The following is a 20,676-nucleotide window of genomic DNA, read 5'->3' as shown; positions in this document are numbered from 1 at the left end:
GCTCGGGTAAAAGCGGTACTTGAACGCCCGCTTCACGGCCCTGGACATGGCCCACAAACTAGCGCACTACGAGTGAACCTTGCGGTGACACGCGGGTAGACGCCTATCCGCCTTGGCGGCGGATCGGCTTTCCCTGCCCTGCTCCGCAGGCGTGTCCGTTTCCTCCCCGGCCTGAAGGCCGGGGTATCCACGGAAGGGATCCGATGACCCGGCCCATGAGCCGGGGCGTGATCCGGGGCGTGCTCCGGGGCGTGCTCTGACCGCCGGGCTGTCGCCCGACTCTACGATGTCGAATCCGTCGCGCCCGGGTGAAGCCGTGCCCGGGTGGAATGGCGCCGGATTGCCGCAGGCGTCCCTGGTCGCGCGAGTATCCACCGCTGCTCGGACCGCCCGTTCGCACCGCGATTCCAATGACAGAAAAAGGCAGCCAACGTGCCGTACCAAAATTCGCAGTGGCGCCTCGAATTCATTCCACTCTTATTTCTTCCACCGCGAGCCGGCGCGTTGTATTGTTCATAGCTATCGACGGCAGCGAATCACGGCCGCGCCTCATCCGCAGCTTGACCTGGCATCCGAACGGCACGAGACACGGCCCTACCGCCGTGATCCAGTCGTGATCCACTGGATAGCCGACACGGTTTGGCACAGCGTTTGGTTCAACAGAAAAATATAAGTCTCGATTAAATGATGCTTTGGAACTTTAATTCTTTCGACCGCGCTTGACGCTTATCCGAACGCGCTTTTAGTGTCCATTCTCGGAAGCTACGGTGTGGACTCGTCTCGATGTGAGTGGGCGCATGCCGGCGCGGCCCGCGGAACATGCGAACCCCGCACAACCCCTCGGACGACGCCAACCCACTGCGCCGCCCCGGACGCGAAGGAGGAAGTAGCCGCTCATGTACCGATCGGCACAACGGCGTGGATCTCCCAGCCGAAGCAGGAACAGGCGGATCGCCGCGGTGGCTACCATCCTCGTGGTGTTCGGCGCCCTCGTCACCGTGACCCAGGTGTCCAACGCGGCCTCGCGGCGCAACAACCTCGCCGCCGGGGCGACGTGCGGCCCGACGGCCCCCGGCGCAAACGCACCCAACGGCCAGGACGTCACCGTCACCCAGCAGAACGGCCGCAACGTCCGCAACCACTGGGGCGACGGCCAGCAGCCCAACCCGGGCTGCCAGCAGAACACACCCCAGGCGCAGCCGGTGAACTGCCCGACGGTGGCCGACAAGCTGCCGGCCGTACCGGCAGCGGCGAAGTCTGAAGTGGACCAGAACCTGGCCCAGCTGGACGCCCAGATCGCCGAGGCCAACCAGCGGCTGGCTTCGAGCCAGGGCCAGGGCGGCCAGAACTTCGTCAACAACGCGATCCTGGGCCCGCTCAAGGACAAGCGAACGGCGACCCTCAGCCGGATCGCGGCGGCGATCGGTCGTGCCGGGGGCCAGCAGAACAACGCCGCAGCTCAGCAGAACAACGCCCAGAACAACGCCCAGAACAACGCCCAGAACAATGCCGGGGCACCGGCGAACAACCTGGACAACCTGGCTGCCTGCACGGTGAACGCGGCGAACAACAACGGCGCGATCAACGGAAAGGCCAACGGCGGCCGCAACAACGGCGGCCGTAACAACAACGGCGGCCAGAACAACGGCGGTAAGAACGCCAACGGCGTGAACGACCCGAACAACCTCGGCATCCTCGCCAACAGCTGCAACGGCGGCAGCAGGCTGCAGGCGCACGACGGCTTCCAGAACGGCAACCGGTGCGTCGGCACCGACATGGGCGAGGTCGCCAACGCCGCGCAGAACCCGTCGCTGTTGATCACCCAGGCCCCGCAACAGGTACGGGTCAACCAGCCGTTCACGCTCCGGGTCAGCACCCGCAACCTCATCCGCGACCGGTTCCTCGCCGCGGCCAAGGGCGGGTACTACGTGGAGATGTCGCTGCTGACCGCGCAGGGCCTGACCCGCGGTCACTTCCACACCGCCTGCCGGATGCTCGACAGCACCCAGGTCGCGCCCGACCCGGCGCCCGCGCCGGCGTTCTTCGTCGCCACCGAGGACGGCGGCGGCGGGGCCAACGCCGACCAGATCGAGATCCGGGTGTCCGGGCTGCCCACCAGGGGTATCGCCCAGTGCGCCTCATGGGCGGGTGACGGCAGCCACCGCATTCCGATGATGCAGCGGGCCAACGAGATACCGGCCATGGACGTGGTTCGCATCAACGTCAACTGACCAGAACGAGAGCCCACGCGACGGGGGCACGGACGAGCGGTCCGTGCCCCCGTCGGCTCAAGTACGAGGAGCAGGTTCCATGAATCGCAGCTGGCGCGCCGCGACGTTGACCATCGGCGCCCTCGCCGGGGCCGTCGCCTTCGTGCGGCCCGCCGCCGCGGATGTCACCGTGACGCCGTCCGCGGCCATTCGGGGCGGGCCCGCGAGAGTGGAGTTCCACGTCCCGGAGGAGCGCCCCGGCGCGTACACCACGAAGGTGGAACTGGTGGCGCCGGAGGCGACGCCGATCGCCGAGATCTACCCCATGTCCGTGGATGATTGGGCTCCGACGATCACCACCCGGAAGCTTGACCAGCCGGTCGAGCTGATCCACGGTACGACCACAACCGAGGTGCCGGCCTCGATCACCTGGGTCCGGTTCGGCGACGCCCCGTCCACTCCGGTCCAGCCAGCAGCACTGGCAGTCTCCCTGGGGCCGATGCCGCAGGCCGACCGGGTCGCGTTCACGGTCGTGCAGACCTACTCCGACGGTACGGTCGTGCGGTGGAGCGACTCTCCGGACACCGGTGGCTCCCAGGCGCAGCACCCCGCGCCGGTCGTCACGCTGATCGACCCGGAACCTGTTGCGGACAGCGGCAACTCCGCCGACGGCAGCGGCACGGGCGGCAATGGCCCGAACGGTGTCCGCTGGTCCGCCCTGCTCCTCGGTCTCGTTGCCGCCCTGGGCATCGAGGGCTGGACGATCCTACGGGCCGTACGCGGTCACTTACGCCCGGCGGCGGCCGTGGGCTCCGAAGGGAATCACCGCTGACCGGACGACGGAGACATTTCCGTCCCATCCGCGGTCACTCACGCAGACGTGCAGGTACAGCCCACCGGCCGGGGACCGTACTCCCGTCACGGTGATGAAGTACGGGCGTCCGTCCTCACCCATGAGCAACTGCTCGGCGGAGCGCCCCAGGCATGGCCCCAACTGTTCAGCGGAGCCACCGGACAGTACGTTCAGGTACGCCTCAGCGATCGCTACCGCGACCCCCTGGTCAGTAGGCGTGTTGTCACTCGCCACCCGAACCTCCTGATGTCGCAGGTCGTCGTCCACCTTCTAGCGGTGAGCGCCCCATCGTCCGACGAGGACGCGACTGCCTTTACCTTCCATACCCGATGGTCAGCGAATTCATCCGCCTCGACGTCCACACGCGCTGACGACCGTCGGCAGCGTTCGCCGCCGCCACCCCGCCCAACACGACTCCGACCGCTGCGGTTACGCCGACGCCGAAAGTAACTGCCCGTCGCATGTCGTCCCCTGCCAGGTTCACGTACGCGACGAGCGTGCGCGGCGACCCACTAGCGAAACACTGCGCTCTGGTTAATACCCGACTAAGGCTGAGCGCGCAGACCGCATTCGACCGGCGCTGACATGTCGATCCACAAGAACATGTCGATCCACGAAGAAGATGAAGAAGATTCGGCGGGTGAAGAGATTTCTGTCTACACAAAAAGCACGATCGCTGTCGCCGACACGTCCGGCCTGCCGGAGCTGACGATTCAGCTGCTCTTCCGCGGCTGCCGGGAATTGCTGCGCAACGTCCTCAAGCATGCCCGCGCGACCGAGGCCACCGTCACCATCGCGGTCGAGCCGGCCGAGGTCACCCTGATGGTCACCGACAACGGCACCGGCTTCGACCCGTAGCGGCCGTCCGACGACCCGGACCGCCTCGGCCTACGACCGCTCACCGCGGCGGTAGCGGATGCCGGCGGTTCATTGCGCATCACCACGGCACCTGGCGCGGGCACCACAGTGGAAATTTCGATAGCGCACCGAGCCGCACAGCATGATCTGGACCTCGCCGCCGACCGGAATCGCGCTGAACGATCACAATCACCGGTTAGACTCGGAGCCCTTGAAGGGGAGTAGTCCTTCGCCGGTCGTCGACATGCTGGATCCTGCGGGCTCCCGGTGGCCGGGCCGCCTAGGTGGGGTGGACGAGACCTTCGACCCATTGGTGACGTGTGCGTCGCCGCGGGGCCGAGGTCTCCGCGTTTCCAGAGGTTTCGATCCCCGCGTGTGGCGCGGGAAGGATTTGTCGGCTCCCCATGATTCATTTCGTATTGCTGATTGTGTGCGCGGCAGCCATCTACCTCGCGTGTGAGTGGTTCGTCAACGCCGTGGAGTGGCTCGGCCAGCACCTGAAGGTCGGCCCACTCGCCGTCGGCACCATCCTGGCGGCGTTCGGCACCGCCCTGCCCGAAAGCGTCGTCACGCTCGTCGCCGTCGTGTTCGGCACGAGTGACGCCCAGAAGGACATCGGCGTCGGCGCCGCGATGGGCGGCCCGTTGGCGCTGGCCACCGTCGCGTACGGCGTGACCGGCTGGATGATGCTGTCCCGGCGGCGCCGCACCCTCGCCGACGCCCGGGCTCGGGCCGAAGCATCAGTGCCCGCCAGCGGGGCGGCCGCTGGTGGGGCGAGCCCAGCCAGTGGGGCGAGCCCCGCCGCCGGCGTTCCCGACTCCGACGTCGGTGACCTCGTCAAGCTCGCGCGCGACCAGCGCTGGTTCCTGGCGATCTTCATCGTCAAGGTCGGCCTCGGCCTGGTGGCGTTCGCGTTCAAGCCGTGGCTCGGGCTGCTCTTCTTCGCCGCGTACGCCGTGTACTTCTGGCGTGAGATCCGCGGTGGCGGCGGGGAGCACGGTGACGGCGAGGACCTCGAGCCGCTGCTGCTGCAGCGCCGGCGAGCCAAGCCGGCGACCTGGGCGGTCGTGACCCAGACCCTGGTCACTCTGGTAATCATCTTCGCCGCGTCGCAGCTGTTCGTGCATCAACTCGACGCCATCGGACCGATGCTCGGACTGCCGGCGGCGGTCACGGCGCTGCTGCTGTCACCGATCGCCACCGAGCTTCCCGAAATCATGAACGCCATCATCTGGATCCGCCAGGGCAAGACTCCGCTGGCCCTGGCCAACATCTCCGGCGCGATGATGATCCAAGCGACCGTCCCCAGTGGCCTCGGCCTGCTGTTCACCCCGTGGCGTTTCGACGCGACGCTGCTACTGTCCGGCATCGCCACCATGGTCGCGATCGTGTACCTGCTGTTCCTGCTTCGCGCCCGGAAGTTCAACGCGAAGACGCTGTCGTTCGCGGCGGTGTTCTACCTCGGCTTCGCTGCCGCGCTGATCCCCGTCCTCGGCTGACCTGGGGTCCACCCGTTCGGAGATGGTCCGGGCCGGGCCCCGCCCCGTCCCGGACCATCTCCGGCGTTCGGTGCAGGTCAGTCCCGGCGGGCGCGGGCGGTGGCGATGTCGCTCGCCAACTCCAGCAGTTTGACGTGGTCGACCGCGGGCGGACACAGGTTCCTGGCAATCGCGGCGCCAGCCGCCGTCCGGCCATCGACGTGCTGCCGGTTTCTGTGCTTCAGGCGATTGCCGAGGCGGTCGTCCAGGTCGGTTTCAGGTCGGAAACCGCCCGACGGTTCGGCGTTGAGCGTGTGCCACGGTGAAGGTTGCCGCTGTTGGTGCTTCACACCGGCGTGGGTAGGGGCCACACCGACGGCGGGAGCGAGCGCTGCCCCTGCCGCCGTCAGCGGCGTCCAGCGCAGGGGCGTCCAGGTTCTTCTTCTGTTCATTCAGCTGCCTTTCTTCGTCGCGGGCCGCCCTTCGGCCGGCCGGTGGCGCCTGTCGTGGACCTGGCGGAGCGACTACGGACAGGCCGGGCGCGATGACCGACGCGAGGGTGCTTCGCGCGCTGCCGGTACCAGTGGCTGGCCGGAAAACAGCACAGCAGTCCGCGTCGCTGCTCGACACCCGTGCGCACAAACCCGGCACGCCCGACCGCCGGCGCCGCACGATGCAGCCTGTTCAGAGTATCGATTTCCACCAGTACGTTTTGCCCGGCGACGGGTGTCCGCGCATCGGGTGCGCACAGGTACCGCACGCCTGCCGCACAACTACGCCCCATCCACGGCCATCGTCCTTAGGATGGTCCGTGACGGCTCCACATCGGCACTGATGACGGAGGTCCACGTGGTCGCCAGCGGTGACCGCTTCACCGAACCGCAACCACAGGCAGCGACACCGATCGAGGCGCCGCAGTGTCTGGCCGATGAATTGCGACGGCGACGGTTGGAGCGGGGCTGGTCGCTGCGGCGGGCGGCCAACGAGATGCGGATCAGCAGCAGCAGCCTGCTGGACTACGAGAAGGGCAGGCGCATCCCCGCCGAGGACCTGATCGGGGTCTTCGAACGCACGCTCGAGCTTCCGGTCGACGCCCTGCAGCGCCTGCGTCGCGAGGCGCTGATCGAGCGGGCGCAGGCAAAGACGCCGGCGGCGGCAGCACCAGAAACATCGCCGCCGGAGACGTCCCCCCGTCGACAGGGCGTGTTCGCCGATCGGCCGCCCTGGCGTCGCCTCGCCGAGGCGATCCTGTGTGCCTTGATCGGCGCCGCGGTGACGCTTGCCGTACAAGCGCTCTTCCACAAGCGGCAGGGCACCGTCGCGGCACCGTCCGTGTCATACTCCGCCCTACCCACCCGGCAGGTCGCCGACGACCAGGACCCCCATGAGACAGGGTGCGATCGGGACGGTACGACCATCGGGGTCAGCGACGTGGTCGTCGCGCAGCCGTACCGGCTGGTCGTCGCCCAGGTCGTCGCCAGGTACTCGCCCAGTTGCGCCGCCATCTGGATGCGCTTCGAACCCACCCGGGCGCTTGACCGGCTCGCCCCGAACGCGCGCGTCACGCTCCTGGCCGAGCGACCGGCCGACCATCGAGGCGTGACGTTCAGCGGTGACTACGTCGGCGTTCCCCTGTGGAGCAACATGCTGCTGGCCAGGCCGGGATGCGTCATCGGCACGCTGCAACTGTCCGACCCGGCGGTAGCGCCCGGCGCCGCGGCCAGCACCTCCTGCCTCAGCGGCCCGTCGCCGACCCCCAGCCGACCGCGCTGACCTGCGCCGGCGGGCGGCGGATCACGGGTGACGGACGAACGCCGTCGCGTCCGAGAAGTCGGCGCGGACGGCGGGCGGTACCGCGCCGTCCACCTTCTCCATCGTCCACTCGCTCTCGAACTCGCTGTCCGTACCCGGCCGCCACCAGCCGTGGGCGGTGAGCTTGCCGCCGGTCCGCGTGAAGGTCAGCTGTACTTCTCCGGCGTCGTCGCCGGGCCGCCGGGTCGGCGCCTCGCTCCACCAGCCGGTGAACGTCGAGCCCCGCAGCGAGCCGATCATGCGCCCGCCGTCACGGCCGTACACCACCCGCATCTCGGCCGCGTTCACCTGGACGTAGGCGTCGCCGTACTCGCCGCTGACCCAGTGCCCGGCGACCTCCCGTACCGTGACCGGAGCCTGGCTCACCGTCGGACTGGCGGACTCGCCGGTGTCCTCCACGTACTCGAATCCGTCACCGGACCCGCCACAGCCCGTCATGAGGATGAGCAGCGTGGCCGCCGTCAAGGCGGCGACAAGCGTTCGACGCGGCACGGTAGGTCCTCCCTCGGTGTCCGGCCTCTCCCCTCAGATACGCAGCGATCGCGATTCCCGCTCAACGGATCGCGAACCGTTCCGCCCGTTGCCCCGTACTAGGGAACGGGCGATCCGACTGGTAGCCACGGGAGGCAAAGTGATCGAGGTAAGCAGATTGGCTGTCGAGTCGACCGGCGTCGGCGTCGTACGGTCCGCTGGCGAGTACAGGCTGATCGCGACGCGAGGGGTCGACAAGGGCACGCATCTGTTCGACATCGAAGGGGAGCTGGCCGACGCCCCGAGTCGGTACACCGTCCAGGTCGGTCTCGGGCTGCACGTCGACCTGCCGCACCGGTTCGGCGTCGAAGACGTCCTGGACCGGTTCTTCTGGCGGTTCATGAACCACAGCTGCGAGCCCAGCGCCGTCATCCGTGGCCGCCAGGTGTTCGCCCTCGGGCCCATCTCACCCTGGCAGGAGATCACGTTCCACTACAACTCCACCGAGTACGAGATGGCGGAGCCGTTCGACTGCCGGTGCGGCAGCAGCCGGTGTGCGGGACAGATCCGGGGATTCCGGTTCCTGGACCGGTCGGCGAGGGAACGGCTACGGCCGTGGCTGGCTGATCACCTGCTGTCCATCCTGGACGGGAAGGTGAGCGAGCCGTCGGCGCGGGCCGTGGAGCCGCTGTGTCGCTGACCGTCGAGTGGCTGCGACCGGTCGCCCGCCAGCCCTCGGTCCTGCACGAGTTCTTCGAACAGTCGGCGCAGCGTTGGCCCGAGGCGGTCGCCGTCGACGTGCCGCCCGGGGTGGGCCGACCGCACCGTACGCAGACCTCGTACCGGGAGCTTCAGCGGCGCTCGGACACGCTGGCGTACGCGGTCTTCGAGGCCACCGGCGGCGTCGCCGGCCATATCGTCGCCATCCTCGCGCCCCGCACCACCGCGGACCTGTACACGGCCCAACTCGCGGTGCTCAAGGCGGGTTCGGCCTTCGTCTGTGTCGATCCCACGTTCCCGGACGAGCAGGTCAGCCACATCCTCCGGGACTCGGGGGCCACCGTCCTGGTCACCGACTCCGAAGGCCTTGAGCGGGCGCGGCGGACGTCGTACGTGGGGACCGCCGTCCGGCTGGATCGCCCGCTCCCGGGGCTGGGCGTGCCCATCGCCGTCCCGACATCGGCGGAGAGCCTGGCGTACGTCATCTACACCTCCGGCACCACCGGCCGGCCGAAGGGCGTGATGATAGGGCATCGCAGCATCGCCAACCTGGTCGAGTCCGATGTCTGGGAGTTCGGCCTGGGCCCCGGCGACCGGGTGGCGCAGGGCTCGTCGGCCGCGTACGACTCGTCGGTCGAGGAGGTGTGGCTGGCACTGGCGTCCGGGGCCACGGTCGTCGTGCTGGACGACGAGACGGCCCGCCTCGGCCCCGACCTGGTGCCGTGGCTACGCCGCGAGAAGATCACCGTGCTCTGCCCGCCGCCCACGCTCCTGCGCGGCACGGCGTGCGACGATCCGGGGACCGAGCTGCCGGACCTGCGGCTGCTGTACGTGGGTGGCGAGGCGCTGACCGACGACGTGGCGGAGCGGTGGGCGCCCGGACGCCGAATGGTCAACGGGTACGGGCCGACCGAGTGCACGGTGACGTGCCTGCGCGGTGACGTCACCCCCGGGCAGCCGATCGCCATCGGCCGCCCGGTCCCCGGGATGCGCGCCTGGGTGCTCGACGAGAGCCTCATTCCGGTTCCGGACGGCGAGCCGGGCGAGCTGTGCATGGCCGGCGCCGGTCTCGCACTGGGCTACCTCCACCAGCCGGAGCTGACCGCGGCGAAGTTCCCCGACCTTCCGCTGCTGGGCCGGGTGTACCGCACCGGCGACCTGGTCCACACCGGACCCGACGGCACGCTCTTCTACCACGGCCGCATCGACTCCCAGGTCAAGCTGCGCGGGTACCGGATCGAGCTGGAGGCGGTGGAAGCGTGCCTGGCGCGCTGCGCGGGAGTACGCGAAGCGGCCTGCACCGTCCAGGGCGAGGGCGCGGCGCAGACGCTCGTCGCCTTCGTGGTCGCGGCGGACCCCGCGCGGCCACCCGACCCCGACGAGCTGAAGGCCCAGCTGCAACGGTCACTCCCCGGTTACATGGTCCCGTCGCTGATCGGCACGGCCACCGAGCTGCCGCGGGGCACGAGCGGCAAGCTGCGCCGGAGCGACCTGCCTGAGCTCAGCGTGCGGGCGGGGCAGCGTACGGTCGAGGTCGCGGCGCCCCGGGGCGCGGTCGAGCGGGCGATCGCGGCGGCGGTCGCCGCGGTGCTCCCGTCAGCCGGCGGCCTCTCGGTCGACGACGACTTCTTCACCGACCTCGGGGGCAGCTCGCTCCAGGCGGCGATTCTCGTCTCCAAGCTCCGGGCCGACCCCCGCACCGAATCGATCACCGTTCGTGACGTGTACGGAGCCCGGACGATCCGAGCGCTTGCGCGGCGGACCGCCCCCGCACCGGCGGAACCGGCGCCGGTCACGCCGGAGCGGCCCACCGGCGATCGGGCCGCCGGGGACCCGGCCCGCGTCACCGTCGCCCAGTCGGCCTGGCTGCTGCTGGAGCTGCTCATCCTGGCGCCGCTCGGCTACCTCGCGGTCTTCCGTCTCCTGCCGTGGCTGTCGGAGCAGATCGGCCTGGTGCCGCTCATCCTGCTGGCGCCCGTACTGCTCGCCGTGGGCGGTCTGGCCTGGACTCCCCTGTCGATCCTGATCACCGTCCAGGCGAAGAAGATCCTCATCGGCCGGTACACGCCGACGCGCGTACCCGTCTGGAGCGACCGGTACGTGCGCATGTGGATCATGCGGCAGGTGGTCCGGATCGTGCCGTGGCGCGCCATCGCCGGGACGGAGTTCCAGTGCATGGCCCTGCGGGCGCTCGGCGCGCGGATCGGTCGACGCGTCCACCTCCACCGCGGGGTGAATCTCCTGCAAGGCGGCTGGGACCTCCTCGACCTCGGCGACGACGTCACCATCGGCCAGGACGCGTCGATCGGCCTGGTACGCCTGGAAGAAGGGCACGCCGTCATCGGCCCCGTCACCCTGGACGACGGCGCCACGCTGGACGTACGGGCCGGCGTCGGCCCGCACACGCGGGTCGGGCGCAACTCCTGGCTGTCCGCGCTCTCGTCGCTGCCCGCGGGCGGCGTGATCCCCGACGGCGAGACGTGGGACGGCGTACCCGCACGGCCGGCCGGACCGGCTCCCGAACCTCCGGCGGTGACCGCGAACGGCAGCTACCTCTCGCCGGTACTGCACGGCATCGCGATGATCATCATCGACGACCTCCTCCGGACGGTGCTGGCCATCCCTGCCCTGCTGGCGGCGATCGCGTTCGTCGTCGGGTTCGACCTCACCGTCGACTCGCTCCTGGCCGCGCTGGCGCACCCGGCCGCACACCTCGGAATGCTGACCGTGGCGGCGGCGCTGTCGTGCGTGGGGCTCGTCGGCATGCTCGCGGTCGAGGCGGTCGTGGTCAGGGCGCTCGGCACCGTCGGCGAGGGCGTCATCAGTCGGTGGAGCCCGGCGTACATCCGGGTGTGGCTCAAGACCGGCCTGGTCGACTCGGCGGGCACCTGGCTCTCCGGCGGTCTGTACTGGCCGGTGTGGCTGCGCCTGTCCGGCATGAAGGTGGGGCGCGGCTGCGAGATCAGCACCATCATCGACGTGGTGCCGGAACTGGTCCGGATCGGGCCCGACACCTTCTTCGCCGACGGCATCTACCTCGGCGGCCCCCGGATCCAGCGCGGCACCGTCGCCCTGGCCGAGGTTCGCCTCGACGCGAATACCTTCCTCGGCAACCACGCGGTGGTCCGCGGCGGCCAGCGACTCCCCGAGAACATCCTGATCGGCATCGCGACGGTGGCCGACGACCGCGTCGTGCGCCCCGGCACCTCATGGTTCGGTCACCCGCCGTTCGAGCTACCGCGCCGCGAGATCGTGGCGGCCGACCGTACGCTCACGCACGAGCCGTCCCGCGTACGCGTCGTCAACCGGCTGTTCTGGGAGTGGCTGCGGTTCACCCTGCCGGTCGTCCCACTGGTGACGTTCGTGGCCTGGGTCGCCGCGATGTCGGCAGCGGAGGCGGCCCTGCCGTTGCCGGTACTGCTCGCCGTCGGCGCCGCGGCCATCGCCCTGGCGACCGCGGCAGCGCCGTGCCTGTTCGTACTCGCGCTGAAGTGGGCGCTGCTGGGCCGGGTCCGGCCGGGAACCCACCCGCTCTGGTCCTGCTGGTGCAGCCGCTGGGACTTCCTCTACGTGGCGTGGGGGTTCATCGCCGGTGGAGTGCTCGCGTCGCTGGAGGGCACCCTCCTGCTTGCGGTGTACCTGCGCCGGATGGGCATGCGCATCGGTAACCGGGTGGTGTTCAGCGAGGGATTCGCCCAGGTCGTCGACCCGGACATGCTTCGGATCGACGACGACGCGACCGTGAACGCGATGTTCCAGGCGCACACGTTCGAAGACCGCGTACTGAAGATCGACCGGATCCGGGTGGGCCCGGGCGCCACGCTCGCCGACGCCACGGTCCCGCTGTACGGGGCCGACATCGGCGCGAACGCATACGTCGCGCCGCACAGCGTGGTCATGAAGCACGAACGGCTGCGGGCGGGGCTGCGCTACGAGGGTGCGCCGACCAGAAGGGAGCAGTAACCCCCCTCCGTCAGCATCGAAGCTGGTTACAGTACCGGGATGTTGATCGCGCGTGTTGTACCGGTCATCGCGGCGACAATGGTCCTCGCGATTCCGGCCATACCGGCCCCGGCCGCCGCGGCGGGGCCCGTCCCCGACGTCGCGCCCGTGCTGACCTCGACCCCGTTCGCCGCGCCGCCCGGCCAGCGCGTCACGCACACCATCACGGTCTCCGGGACCGGCGCCGGCACCCTCGCGGCGGTACGGGTCACGTTCACGACAACGATCGACCTGGACGGCGTCACGGCGAACACGACCGTGGGTAGCTGTCCGATCGTCACCCCGCTCACAATCGTCTGCGAACTCGGCAACCTGGACTTTTCGGGCGCAAGCCCGTCAGACGCGGCGGCGACACCGAAAGTGACGATCGCGGGTACGGTCCACGCGGCCGCCGCGCCCGGGACGCTCGTACAGAACCTCGTCAACGTCACCTCGGCGACGCCCGACGGCGTGCCGGCGAACAACGTCGCGAGCAACGCCTACCTGGTGCCGGGCGGCAGCGCCGCGCCCGTCGGCGCGTCGGCGGGCCCGTCCGCGCAGCCACGGTCGTCATCGGACAGAGCTGCGGCGCGCGGGGTGAGCCCGCTGACGGCCGTCGCTGTGCTCGCCCTCGCCGCGCTGGCGGTGGGCGTCTTCGTCGTGATCTGGCGGCGGCGGTCGTCGTCCGGGAAGTCGTCCTCCGGCCCGTCATCGTCCGAGCCGACGCCGACCGGCGACGAAAGTGATGATGACGTGTGACACAACTGTCGTCGGGGGAGATATAGAGACAGGAAGCTCTCACCACGTGACCTGCACGGGGACTGGACTATGGGATTCAAAGCTATGGGATTCAAAACCATAAAAAGTCCAAAATGGTACATAGGCGGTGCGTTATCCGTGGCCGCGACAGCAGCGCTGGTCGCGACGGCGAGCCTGCCCGCGGGGGCGGAACTCCCCCTCCCACCGCTGCCCGGCCCGGTCGTGCTCCCGCTACCCGTCCCGACACAGCTGCCGAGCCTTCCGGCGCTGCCGCCGGCCCCACCGATCATCAAGCTGCCCGCGCCGCCCGCGGCCAAGCCCAACCCGGTCAACCCGGCGGCCTCCGGCGCGCCGGTGCCGGGCCAGCCGGCACCCGCCCAGCAGGCACCCGCCCAGCCGGCGCCGCAGCCCAGCCCCGCTGCTCCGGCGGTAACTCCCGGCACGATAGCGGCGCCCGACGCGGCAGCCGCGATCATCGCCAGCGATCCGGGCGCCGACCTGTACCCGCAGCTACCTGTCGACCCGGCCACGACGCCGCAGTCCCGCCTCGCGGCCCGGCTCGACGAGGTCAACCACCGCGCGCAGTACCTGCAGAACATCCTCATCCGGACCAGGTCTGATCTCGCTGTCGCGCAGAGCCAGCTCGGTGCGGTTCCGCCGCTGGTCACGCTGCTCACTGACGGGGCCAGCACTGACGGGGCCAGCCCGGCACAGCCCGCTCCGGGTTCGGTCGGCACCGCCGAGGGCCGGGTGCTGGCGCTCACCTCGGCGATCGACTCCGGCCGCGCCGAACTGGCACGCCGACAGACCGAGGCCCTTGACCTACAGCGGCAGGTCAATGCGTACGCGGCCCAGGCGGTGTCGACGACCGCCCCGGCAGTGGACAGCCCGGCCGGCTACCGCGGCGGGAAGCTGCTCAAGCCGGTAGGCGGCCCGATCACCAGTACCTTCGGCAACCGCCTCGACCCGTACTACCACGTCTGGCAACTCCACGCCGGTATCGACATCGGCGCACCGGCCGGCACCCAGATCCTCGCCGCGGCTGCCGGCCGGGTCGTCCAGGCCGGCTGGTCGGGCGGGTACGGCAACTACACCTGCATCGACCACGGTCAAATCGACGGCCACCGGCTGACCACCTGCTACGGCCACCAGCAGAAGCTGCTGGTCGCCCCGGGGCAGCAGGTCAGCGCCGGGCAGGTGATCGGCCTGATTGGCTCCACCGGCGCCTCCACCGGGCCGCACCTGCATTTCGAGGTACGCCTGGGCGGGCGCCCGGTCGACCCACAGCCCTGGATCTGACAGCCCTGGATCTGACAGCCCTGGATCTGACAGCCCTGGATCTGACCGCCCTGGATCTGACCGCCCTGGATCTGACCGCCCTGGATCTGACGACCCGTCCGCGCCACGGCCCTGGTCTGATAACCGCCTCGGGTAGGGTTCGGTACAGCAGCGGCGATCAACGCCGCACAGGGAGTTGATGGTGGGGCGCGAACAGGCACGGTGGCGGCTTTCTGCCGTACTGCTGTCACTGCTGCTCGCATTCGGCGCCACCGTGCACCATGTCGCCGGCCACCAGGTCGCCGGCGCTGGACGCCCCGGCTCGACCGACGCCCGTCCGACGCCAGCGGCCGTGCTGGTCGCCGACGTGGCGCCTGCGGCTACGGCCAACGGCACTCTGCCGGAGCAGGCGCGGCTGGTCACCAATCGCGGCCACGGCGCGGCGCTGCTCTTCATGGTGGCGATCGCCGCGGTCCTCGCGGTACTGCGCCGTCCCGGTCGCTGGTTGTTGTGCGCTCCGCCGGAGTGTCCGATGCCCGCCGCGGTGGGCATCCCGGCGTTCCGTGGCCGGGCCCCGCCGGCGCCCCTGCGCGCGGTCTGACTACCACCAACACCTGACCGCCAGCGCTTCTCGTTTTCTCGCCTCTCGACGGCAGGACAGCACTGACGCGGCCGTACCGCGCCACCGCCTGCGCTGTCGCGCGCCCGCCGGCTGTCGAGGGTGCGTCCACCGTGGCTTCTCGTACCTCCCTGGAGAATTCGTGACTGTTCTTCTTGTCCTGACGTTTGCCATGGTCGCTGTCGGCTTGTATCTGATGGCCGGCATGCTCCGCCGCGACGAGCCGGCACTCGGAATGATCGGCTTGATGGTCTTGCAGATCGCCGGGTTCGTCGGCGCGGCCTACGGAGTGCTCGGCAGGATCTGACCCGCCCTCCCCATCCGCCATACCTGAAAGGAACTGCCATGGACGTTGAGCGCACGCCGTTGCCCGGCATCGGGCTGCGGCACGTCTTCGTGACCCACCGGGGTCGCCGTCTCGGAGTCGTCTCGCATCGCGACGGTCGCCGGGATCTGGTCGTGTACCGGCGCGACGATCCGGACAGCGCCGCCGAGACGCTCGTGCTGACCCCGGAAGAGGCGAACGGACTGGCTGAACTGCTCGGCGCGGCACGCATCGTCGAACGCCTGGCCGAGTTGCACCGCCAGGTCGAGGGGCTGGTCAGCGAGCAGATCCCGATCACCGCCGGCTCGCCGTACGACGGGCGCAGCCTGGGCGACACGCGTACGCGTGCCCGTACCGGAGCGTCGGTCGTGGCCGTGGTCCGCGACCGCGAGGTCATCGCCAGCCCTCGGCCCGACTTCGTCTTCCACGCCGGCGACGTGGTCGTCGCGGTCGGCACCGCGGAGGGCACCGCCGCGGTCGCCACGATTCTCACTGACGGATAGGAGCACCCATGCACGGATCTCTGCTACTGGTCGAACTGGGTGCGGTCCTCCTCGGCCTCGGTCTGCTCGGCGCCGTCTCGGTACGGTTCTCCATCTCCCCGATTCCGCTGTACCTGCTGGCCGGGCTCGCCTTCGGTCAGGGCGGGATTCTCCCGCTGGGCGCCAGCGACGAGTTCATCTCCGCGGGCGCCGAGATCGGCGTGATCCTGCTGCTGTTCACCCTCGGGCTGGAGTACACGGCGGGCGAACTGGTCGGCACGCTGCGCACGTCGGCCGTACCCGGGCTGGTCGACCTGGTCCTCAACGCCGCCCCCGGGGTGGCGGTCGCGCTCCTGCTCGGCTGGGGCCCGATCGCCGCCGTCGCGCTCGGCGGCATCACGTACGTGACGTCCTCCGGCATCACCGCCAAGGTCCTCGGCGACCTCGGCTGGCTCGGCAACCGGGAGACCCCGGCGGTGCTGTCGCTGCTGGTCTTCGAGGACCTCACGATGGCCATGTACCTGCCGATCCTCACCGCCCTGTTGGCCGGCGCCGGCCTGCTCGCCGGCTCGGTCACGCTGGCCATCTCCGCCGCCACCATCGGAGTCATCCTGCTGGTCGCACTGCGCTTCGGCTGGGCGGTGGAGCGGTTCGTGGCCAGCCCCAGCGACGAGGTCGTCCTGCTGAAGGTGCTGGGGCTGACAGTGCTGGTGGCCGGGGTCGCCCAACACCTGCAGGTCTCCGCCGCCGTCGGCGCGTTCCTGGTCGGCATCGCACTGTCCGGGCCGCTCGCGCACACCGCCCGCGAACTGCTCAGCCCGTTACGCGACCTGTTCGCAGCGGTGTTCTTCGTGTTCTTCGGACTGCACACCAACCCCGCGGACCTGCCGCCCGTCTTCGGCATCGCGGCGCTGCTCGCCGTCGCGGGCATCGCCACCAAACTCGCCACCGGCTGGGTCGCCGCGGCCCGTCTCGGCAGCGCCGTCACCGGGCGGCTGCGGGCCGGCGCGGCGCTCCTGCCGCGCGGCGAGTTCAACATCGTCATCGCGGGCCTGGCCGTCACCGCCGGCATCAACCCGCGCCTCGGCCCCCTCGCAGCGGCGTACGTGCTGATCCTCGCCGTCGCCGGCCCCCTGCTCGCCCGCGCCGCCGAACCGCTGGCGCGCCGGTTACGTCGGCCACCCCGGTCGCCGGCCCCGGCCGGGCCGGCTGCCCCATCGTGAGCGGCACGTTCACATGGTGAGCTGAACGCAGCAGGCGCCGGGACGGGGCTCCAGCCGAGCCTCCACATCGGTGAGACCGCTGCCGTCGACAAGGCCGGCGAGGAACGCGTGGTTGAGGCCGCACACCAGGCCGGTGTGGCGGGCGGCCAGGACATGGAACGGGCAGTTGCGCAGCAGCACCCGACCAGGTTCGGATTGGGGTTCGAAACCGAGAGCCGCGAGCGCGTCGACGATCCCGGCGTCGGCAGCGCGTACCTGGGCACCGAGGTCGCGCCCCCGCTGCCGGGCGTGGCGGTAGGCAGCCCGCTCCGCGTCGGCGGGGGCGTCGACGACGGCATCGGCGAGGATCTCGGCGATGAGTTCGTAGCGACGTTCGGGAATGGTGACGGCCACGCCGTCACCTGCCAGCTCGTAAACCTTGGGGGTACGACCCCGCCCGCGGGGCTGGTCGGTCGGCGCTTCGTAGCGCGCGCGCAACAGGCCCGACTCGACCAGCTTGTCCAGATGGAACGCGGTCAGGTTGCGGGACATCCCCTCGGCCTCGGCGGCCTCTTCCCTGGTCACCGGATGGCCGGCGCGACGGACGTAGTCGTACAACGCGCGTCGAGACTGATCGACGAGCGCCGCTATGGCCTTCCATCGATCCCCCACACTTCGGCCCCCCGTACTCACGTCGCCAGATTATCACCAACGCACGCTATTGAAATTTGCGTCGGCCCGGTGCAGCATGGCGATTACCGCCAACACGGATTGGCGAAAATGACGGGGGTGCTCGAGTGCAACCCATGGATCAGGCCAAACATCCGGTCACCGCGCTGGCCGGCCCGTACGGTCACCCACTGCATCCGGCACTGGTAGCGGTGCCGATCGGCGCCTGGATCGCCAGCTTCATCTTCGACCTCGCCTCCCACTTCGTACGCGGGCCGCAGTTTCTGACGCAAGGGTCACGGTGGCTGATCGGCATCGGCGTCCTCGGGGCGCTCACGGCGGCCATGGTGGGATTCCTGGATCTGTTCGCGATTCCCACCGGCACCCGGACGCATCGCACCGCACTGGTGCACATGTCGATCAACCTGGTGGTCACCGCCGCGTACGCGGCCAACTTCGTCGTCCGGGGCAGCCCGGCCGCTGGCGGTCCGGTCGGCTGGGGCCCGCTCGCGCTGTCGGCGGCAAGCCTGGCGGCGCTGGCCGTTGCCGGCTACCTCGGCGGTGAGCTCGCCTACCGGTACGGCGTGCGCGTCGCCGACGAAACCATCCAGGCAGCGGGCTACCACACTCCCACCCCATACCGAGAGACTGCGGACAAGGAGAACGTCTGATGGGTATCGCCGCGCTTATCACCTGGTTGGTCACCGCCGTCGGCGGCTTCGTCATGCTCGGTATCTGGATCTCCCGGGGCGGTCACCGGCCGGGCAACGGCAGCCGGATGGCTCCCGGCATGGTGTTCGGCCACTTCGCCCTGGCCGCGATCGGCCTGGTGCTGTGGATCACCTACCTGGCTGTCGACAGCAACGCTCTCGCCTGGGTCGCGTTCGTGGTGCTGCTACCGGTAGCGCTGCTGGGCTTCACGATGCTGGCCCGCTGGCTCCCGGCGCGCCGTACCAGCACGGCCGAGTCCAGCTTCCCCATCCCGGTGGTAGCCGGCCACGGCCTGTTCGCCGCCGTCACGTTGGTCCTGGTCGCCCTCACCGCGCTCGGCGTGGGAGGCAGCTGACGTGAGCGTCACGCCGCTTCGTGTGAAACATCAGCACCCCCGCCGGGACCCGGTTGCCGCCGAACACGCGGCAGCCGCGTTCCTGACCGCGCTCGGCATGGACCTCGACACCGACGGGCTCGCCGCCACTCCGGCCCGGATGGCCCGTGCCTACGCCGAGCTGCTCACCCCCCGCGAGTTCCAACTGACCACTTTCGACAACGACGAGGGCTACGACGAACTCGTGCTCGCCCGGGCCGTCCCGATCCGGTCGGTCTGCGAACATCACCTGCTGCCGTTCACCGGCGTCGCGCACGTCGGCTACCTGCCTGGCGACCGTATCCTTGGTCTGTCCAAACTCGCCCGCGTGGTGGAACTGTTCGCCCACGGCCCCCAGGTACAGGAACGCCTTACCAAACAGGTCGCCGACTGGCTGGCCACGCATCTGCACCCGCGCGGGGTCGGCGTGGTCATCGAGGCAGAGCACCTGTGCATGACGCTTCGCGGTGTCCAGGCCGTCGGTGCCACGACCATCACGTCCACCCTGTTGGGCACCCTGCGCGACGACGCCCGCTCCCGCGCGGAGTTCTTCACCCTGGCGGGAATCGGCCCACGCTAGGCACGATCGACCACAGCACGATCAACCACAGCACGATCAACCACAGCACGATCGACCACACAAGGGAGACGCGCGATGCCGGTAGATGACACGTTCGTGATTGTCGGAGCGGGGCTGGCCGGAGCGAAGGCTGCGCAGACCCTGCGCGATGAGGGATTCGACGGCTCGATCGTTCTGGTCGGGGAAGAATCCGAACTCCCCTACGAGCGACCACCGCTGTCCAAGGGCCTATTGCTGGGCAGCAGCGAACCCGACAGCGTGTTCGTACACGACGCGGGCTGGTACCCAGACCATGGCGTCGAGCTACGCAGCGCCACCCGGGTGACCGGCATCGACCGCGTCGACCGCCACGTCCGGTTGGCCGGCGGCCAGCGCATCAGCTACGACAAGCTGCTACTCACGACCGGTTGCACACCCCGCACCCTGACCATCCCCGGCACTCAGCTCGACGGCGTGCTGCAGTTGCGCACCCTTTCGGACAGCCGCCGCATCGCCGCCGCGCTGGTGGACAACGCTCAGCTCGTGATCATCGGGGCCGGCTGGATCGGTCTGGAGGTCGCCGCGGCCGCTCGCCAACGCGGCGCGACCGTCACCGTGGTCGAGATGGCCGAACTCCCACTGCAACGGGTACTCGGCGACGAGATCGCCCGCACCTTCGCCGACCTGCACCACGCCCACGGCGTCACCTTCCACTTCACCACCCAGGTCCGGGAAGTTCGCGGTGCCGGTCGGGTCTCCTCGGTACTCCTGGCCGACGGCACCGAACTGCCAGCTGACACCGTCGTCGTCGGTGTCGGGGTGCGCGCGAACACCGACCTCGCCGAGCAGGCCGGGCTCACCGTCGACAACGGCATTCTCGTCGATGCGTCCCTGCGTACCAGCGACCCGAACATCTACGCCGCAGGTGACGTCGCCAACGCCTACCATCCGCTGCTGGCCCGCCACATCCGCGTCGAGCACTGGGCCAACGCTCTCAACGGCGGCCCGGCCGCCGCCCGCGCCATGCTCGGCCAGGAGGTCAGCTACGACAAGCTGCCCTACTTCTACACCGACCAGTACGACCTGGGCATGGAGTACACGGGGTACGCCCCACCCGGCGATTTTGACCGGGTGGTCATCCGCGGCGAGCTGGCCAAACGCGAGTTCATCGCCTTCTGGACCGCGAGCGGGCGGGTGCTCGCCGGCATGAACGTCAACGTCTGGGACGTCGTCGCCCCGATCCAGCGGCTCATCCGCGAGGGCCGCCCGGTCGACCCGGTGCGCCTGGCCGACCCCGACACTCCACTCGAGGAGGT

The 20,676-nt window shown here is 69.8% G+C and carries 21 protein-coding genes; 17 read left to right on the top strand and 4 right to left on the bottom strand.

All coding sequences use genetic code 11. From position 1 onward, the window contains the following. Positions 1-959: 959 nt before the first annotated feature. Positions 960-2,231 carry a hypothetical protein gene (locus HC028_RS26000; RefSeq protein WP_239075746.1) on the top strand — a complete coding sequence of 424 codons (1,272 nt, stop codon included), beginning with the start codon at positions 960-962 and terminating at the stop codon, positions 2,229-2,231. 79 nt (positions 2,232-2,310) lie between these two features. Further along, positions 2,311-3,042 (top strand): YcnI family copper-binding membrane protein, encoded by a 732-nt coding sequence (locus tag HC028_RS25995; RefSeq protein ID WP_168080074.1) that lies wholly within the window; start codon positions 2,311-2,313, stop codon positions 3,040-3,042. On the opposite strand, the gene HC028_RS25990 is transcribed toward HC028_RS25995, so the two are convergent. Continuing rightward, entirely contained in the window at positions 2,998-3,297 is a 300-nt protein-coding gene (locus HC028_RS25990; RefSeq protein WP_168080073.1) for a hypothetical protein, read from the bottom strand. The two genes, HC028_RS25995 and HC028_RS25990, sit on opposite strands and share 45 nt — an antisense overlap. 351 nt (positions 3,298-3,648) lie before the next feature. Between HC028_RS25990 and HC028_RS25985 the strand changes: the two genes are divergently transcribed. Both HC028_RS25985 and HC028_RS25980 read left to right on the top strand, forming a co-directional pair. Further along, positions 3,649-3,921 carry an ATP-binding protein gene (locus HC028_RS25985; RefSeq protein ID WP_168080072.1) on the top strand — a complete coding sequence of 91 codons (273 nt, stop codon included), beginning with the start codon at positions 3,649-3,651 and terminating at the stop codon, positions 3,919-3,921. Between the two features lie 404 nt (positions 3,922-4,325). Then, entirely contained in the window at positions 4,326-5,420 is a 1,095-nt protein-coding gene (locus HC028_RS25980) for a sodium:calcium antiporter (RefSeq protein ID WP_168080071.1), read from the top strand. A 77-nt stretch (positions 5,421-5,497) separates the two neighbouring features. Here HC028_RS25980 and HC028_RS25975 read toward each other — a convergent pair whose 3' ends face one another. Further along, on the bottom strand, positions 5,498-5,851 hold the full coding sequence (locus tag HC028_RS25975; protein WP_168080070.1) for a hypothetical protein: 354 nt from the start codon (positions 5,849-5,851) through the stop codon (positions 5,498-5,500). 382 nt (positions 5,852-6,233) lie between these two features. On the opposite strand from HC028_RS25975, the gene HC028_RS25970 reads away from it, so the two are divergent. Next, on the top strand, positions 6,234-7,172 hold the full coding sequence (locus tag HC028_RS25970; RefSeq protein ID WP_168080069.1) for a helix-turn-helix domain-containing protein: 939 nt from the start codon (positions 6,234-6,236) through the stop codon (positions 7,170-7,172). A gap of 21 nt (positions 7,173-7,193) precedes the next feature. Here HC028_RS25970 and HC028_RS25965 read toward each other — a convergent pair whose 3' ends face one another. Continuing rightward, positions 7,194-7,703 carry a hypothetical protein gene (locus HC028_RS25965; protein WP_168080058.1) on the bottom strand — a complete coding sequence of 170 codons (510 nt, stop codon included), beginning with the start codon at positions 7,701-7,703 and terminating at the stop codon, positions 7,194-7,196. Positions 7,704-7,860: 157 nt separating this feature from the next. Between HC028_RS25965 and HC028_RS25960 the strand changes: the two genes are divergently transcribed. The 8 genes from HC028_RS25960 (at position 7,861) to HC028_RS25925 (ending at position 17,069) form a co-directional block, all read left to right on the top strand. Next, positions 7,861-8,382: an SET domain-containing protein-lysine N-methyltransferase gene (locus HC028_RS25960; RefSeq protein WP_205861712.1), complete on the top strand. Its 522-nt coding sequence runs from the start codon at positions 7,861-7,863 to the stop codon at positions 8,380-8,382. Continuing rightward, the gene (locus tag HC028_RS25955) at positions 8,373-12,365 is read left to right on the top strand and encodes a non-ribosomal peptide synthetase (RefSeq protein ID WP_203981643.1); all 3,993 of its coding nucleotides are present in this window, start codon (positions 8,373-8,375) and stop codon (positions 12,363-12,365) included. Before HC028_RS25960 ends, HC028_RS25955 begins: the two co-directional genes overlap by 10 nt. A 39-nt stretch (positions 12,366-12,404) precedes the next feature. Continuing rightward, positions 12,405-13,142 carry a DUF11 domain-containing protein gene (locus HC028_RS25950; protein ID WP_168080067.1) on the top strand — a complete coding sequence of 246 codons (738 nt, stop codon included), beginning with the start codon at positions 12,405-12,407 and terminating at the stop codon, positions 13,140-13,142. Positions 13,143-13,280: 138 nt separating this feature from the next. Next, a complete protein-coding gene (locus HC028_RS25945; protein WP_275408288.1) occupies positions 13,281-14,441 on the top strand; it encodes a M23 family metallopeptidase in 1,161 nt (386 codons plus the stop codon). A gap of 181 nt (positions 14,442-14,622) precedes the next feature. Continuing rightward, positions 14,623-15,021 (top strand): hypothetical protein, encoded by a 399-nt coding sequence (locus tag HC028_RS25940; RefSeq protein WP_168080066.1) that lies wholly within the window; start codon positions 14,623-14,625, stop codon positions 15,019-15,021. Positions 15,022-15,181: 160 nt separating this feature from the next. Continuing rightward, a complete protein-coding gene (locus tag HC028_RS25935) occupies positions 15,182-15,346 on the top strand; it encodes a hypothetical protein (protein ID WP_168080065.1) in 165 nt (54 codons plus the stop codon). Between the two features lie 38 nt (positions 15,347-15,384). Continuing rightward, positions 15,385-15,867: a cation:proton antiporter regulatory subunit gene (locus tag HC028_RS25930; protein WP_168080064.1), complete on the top strand. Its 483-nt coding sequence runs from the start codon at positions 15,385-15,387 to the stop codon at positions 15,865-15,867. Positions 15,868-15,875: 8 nt separating this feature from the next. Next, positions 15,876-17,069, top strand: coding sequence for a cation:proton antiporter (locus tag HC028_RS25925; RefSeq protein ID WP_168080063.1), 1,194 nt, complete (start codon positions 15,876-15,878; stop codon positions 17,067-17,069). A 9-nt stretch (positions 17,070-17,078) separates the two neighbouring features. On the opposite strand, the gene HC028_RS25920 is transcribed toward HC028_RS25925, so the two are convergent. Next, on the bottom strand, positions 17,079-17,741 hold the full coding sequence (locus HC028_RS25920) for a helix-turn-helix transcriptional regulator (protein WP_239075759.1): 663 nt from the start codon (positions 17,739-17,741) through the stop codon (positions 17,079-17,081). A 113-nt stretch (positions 17,742-17,854) separates the two neighbouring features. Between HC028_RS25920 and HC028_RS25915 the strand changes: the two genes are divergently transcribed. From HC028_RS25915 to HC028_RS25900, 4 genes are all read left to right on the top strand, one after another. Next, positions 17,855-18,388, top strand: a complete 534-nt coding sequence (locus tag HC028_RS25915; RefSeq protein WP_168080062.1) for a DUF2231 domain-containing protein — start codon at positions 17,855-17,857, stop codon at positions 18,386-18,388. Then, positions 18,388-18,783: a hypothetical protein gene (locus tag HC028_RS25910; protein WP_168080061.1), complete on the top strand. Its 396-nt coding sequence runs from the start codon at positions 18,388-18,390 to the stop codon at positions 18,781-18,783. The genes HC028_RS25915 and HC028_RS25910 overlap by 1 nt, the downstream gene beginning before the upstream one ends. 22 nt (positions 18,784-18,805) lie before the next feature. Further along, the gene (folE, locus tag HC028_RS25905; RefSeq protein ID WP_239075758.1) at positions 18,806-19,381 is read left to right on the top strand and encodes a GTP cyclohydrolase I FolE; all 576 of its coding nucleotides are present in this window, start codon (positions 18,806-18,808) and stop codon (positions 19,379-19,381) included. 75 nt (positions 19,382-19,456) lie between these two features. Then, on the top strand, positions 19,457-20,676 hold a 1,220-nt coding region (locus HC028_RS25900), incomplete at its 3' end, for an NAD(P)/FAD-dependent oxidoreductase (RefSeq protein ID WP_168080059.1).

Source organism: Planosporangium flavigriseum (assembly GCF_011947225.1).
GTDB lineage: Bacteria > Actinomycetota > Actinomycetes > Mycobacteriales > Micromonosporaceae > Planosporangium > Planosporangium flavigriseum.
This window is presented reverse-complemented; position numbering and strand designations above follow the sequence as displayed.

Coding starts and splice junctions, on each gene's coding strand:
- HC028_RS25995 (WP_168080074.1), top strand. CDS start 2,311: ATGAATCGCAGCTGGCGCGCCGCGACGTTGACCATCGGCGCCCTCGCC.
- HC028_RS25985 (WP_168080072.1), top strand. CDS start 3,649: ATGTCGATCCACAAGAACATGTCGATCCACGAAGAAGATGAAGAAGAT.
- HC028_RS25980 (WP_168080071.1), top strand. CDS start 4,326: ATGATTCATTTCGTATTGCTGATTGTGTGCGCGGCAGCCATCTACCTC.
- HC028_RS25975 (WP_168080070.1), bottom strand. CDS start 5,851: ATGAACAGAAGAAGAACCTGGACGCCCCTGCGCTGGACGCCGCTGACG.
- HC028_RS25970 (WP_168080069.1), top strand. CDS start 6,234: ATGACGGAGGTCCACGTGGTCGCCAGCGGTGACCGCTTCACCGAACCG.
- HC028_RS25950 (WP_168080067.1), top strand. CDS start 12,405: ATGTTGATCGCGCGTGTTGTACCGGTCATCGCGGCGACAATGGTCCTC.
- HC028_RS25930 (WP_168080064.1), top strand. CDS start 15,385: ATGGACGTTGAGCGCACGCCGTTGCCCGGCATCGGGCTGCGGCACGTC.
- HC028_RS25925 (WP_168080063.1), top strand. CDS start 15,876: ATGCACGGATCTCTGCTACTGGTCGAACTGGGTGCGGTCCTCCTCGGC.
- HC028_RS25915 (WP_168080062.1), top strand. CDS start 17,855: ATGGATCAGGCCAAACATCCGGTCACCGCGCTGGCCGGCCCGTACGGT.
- HC028_RS25910 (WP_168080061.1), top strand. CDS start 18,388: ATGGGTATCGCCGCGCTTATCACCTGGTTGGTCACCGCCGTCGGCGGC.